We start from the raw sequence: 1,716 nt of genomic DNA, 5'->3' as shown, positions 1-1,716 counted from the left end.
TTCCACTGCCGCTGGTTGCGGGTGAATATCTGCAGGGCTGTACCAGAAAGCCCCTCTATACGTTCTACAGCCCGGTAAAGCCCTCCGGACACGGAGCAGTGTGCTCCCAGATAACGTGCTGCGTTCATAATGTTTTGAGAATGAATTATTTAAGTTTTAACTATAGAAGGTGGCATTATAAAGTTGACCTTACTGATGCATAAAATATAACATATCTTGTAAAGGGCACAAGGAAAAAGTGGGGCTGGCCGTGTGGGTCTGGCCGTATCTTTATACTGGTTTCCTGGATGCATTCCCCTGATTTAATTTGCAGGAGCAAGGGATAAAGTCAGGGCAGGTATCAAGCAGCAACAACGGAGGAACGTATGCCTAACGACAACTCTGAAGCAATTTGCGGTCTTTGTCAAAAGGGCTTGACTGCCCGTGGTATTGGACGTCACTTGAGTTCTTGTCTTAAAAAAAATCTGTACCGGATAGCAGATGATAAAAAAGAAGGACCTGGTATACTGCATCTGAAAGCCCATGAGGGTTACAGCGGTTCTATATACTGGCTGCATCTGGCGGTGAACCGTGATATCAAGCTGAGCACTCTGGACTCATTTCTCAGAAAGATCTGGCTGGAATGTTGCGGACATATGAGTGCATTCTTTGCCGGTTCCCCCTTTGGAACAGAGGAACTGAGTATGAACAGCCGGATAGATCGGCACCTGGCCCCGAAGCACGGGCTGTCTTATATCTATGATTTCGGCTCCTCGACAACCCTGGCCATCGACTGTGCTGGAGAATATCCCGGCAAACTCAGGAAAAATGACAAAATCACTATTCTGTCTCGAAATGAAGATCCCCAGATCCTCTGCGATGTGTGCCAGAGTGAGACAGCTGAGTCTATCTGTCATGAATGCGGGATGGAGGATGGTGGGGCCTATTTATGCTCCCGTTGTCTTGAAAAGCACAAGTGTGGAAAAGAAATGCTGCTTCCGGTAATGAACTCCCCCAGGTGCGGCGTGTGTGGTTATGATGGTTCATAGCAGAAGCATCGCTTGATTTTTAACCCTGTCGCCGGATTCAGGATTACTTTATGAGCAAAAAATTCATCCTCGTCCTGCTGGATGGCCTGGGGGACAAAAGCTTTGCCGAGCTGGACCGCCAGACCCCCTTGCAGGCTGCGCACACTCCTTTCCTGGATCACCTGGCTGCAAGAGGCTGCAACGGACTTTATCATGCGGGTTTTCCGGGCCAGGCCCTGCCCAGCGAAAACGCTCATTTCGCCATGTTTGGGTATGACCCTGCCGATTTTCCCGGACGGGGGGCTCTGGAGGCCCTGGGAGCCGGTATAAGCCTGGACAGGGACCAGGTGGCCGTGCTGGCGCATTTTGTCTGCGTCCGGGAAGAAGAGGGCAAGCTAAGGCTTATCAGGGACAAAGTGGAGGCCAGCCAGGAAGATGCCGGCCAGGCCTTTGACCGGGTAGCCCGGTATTCAGCACATGGAGTGCACATCCGTCTGGTCCCGGCCAAGGGGCTTTTCGGGGTCCTTGTCCTGACTGGAGCGGTATCTCCGTTCATCACCGATTCCAACCCCATCCTGGACGGCAGGTTTCTTTCAGCTGTCATGCCCTTTGAGAAAAAAGCCGGTGATGAAAAGTGCATAAATACTGCCGCAGCCCTGACCTGCTACCTGTCCTGGAGTTATGGCAGGCTGAAGGATGCCCCGTTTAA

General features: G+C 51.5%; 1 protein-coding gene and 2 pseudogenes. 2 read left to right on the top strand and 1 reads right to left on the bottom strand.

The window, feature by feature from the left end; translation table 11 throughout:
- A pseudogene (locus D5S03_RS04775) lies at positions 1 to 128 on the bottom strand (deoxyribonuclease IV); the annotation flags it as partial.
- Positions 129 to 440: 312 nt separating this feature from the next.
- Between D5S03_RS04775 and D5S03_RS04770 the strand changes: the two are divergent.
- Positions 441 to 1,028, top strand: a complete 588-nt coding sequence (locus D5S03_RS04770; RefSeq protein WP_287042820.1) for a B-box zinc finger protein — start codon at positions 441 to 443, stop codon at positions 1,026 to 1,028.
- A gap of 50 nt (positions 1,029 to 1,078) precedes the next feature.
- Positions 1,079 to 1,716: pseudogene (locus D5S03_RS04765) on the top strand (alkaline phosphatase family protein); the annotation flags it as partial.

Origin of the sequence: Desulfonatronospira sp. MSAO_Bac3, from assembly GCF_003838035.1 — a bacterium.
Taxonomy (GTDB): Bacteria; Desulfobacterota; Desulfovibrionia; order Desulfovibrionales; family Desulfonatronovibrionaceae; genus Desulfonatronospira; species Desulfonatronospira thiodismutans.
Note: the sequence above shows the minus strand (reverse complement) of the source record. Positions and strands in the feature narration are given on the sequence as shown.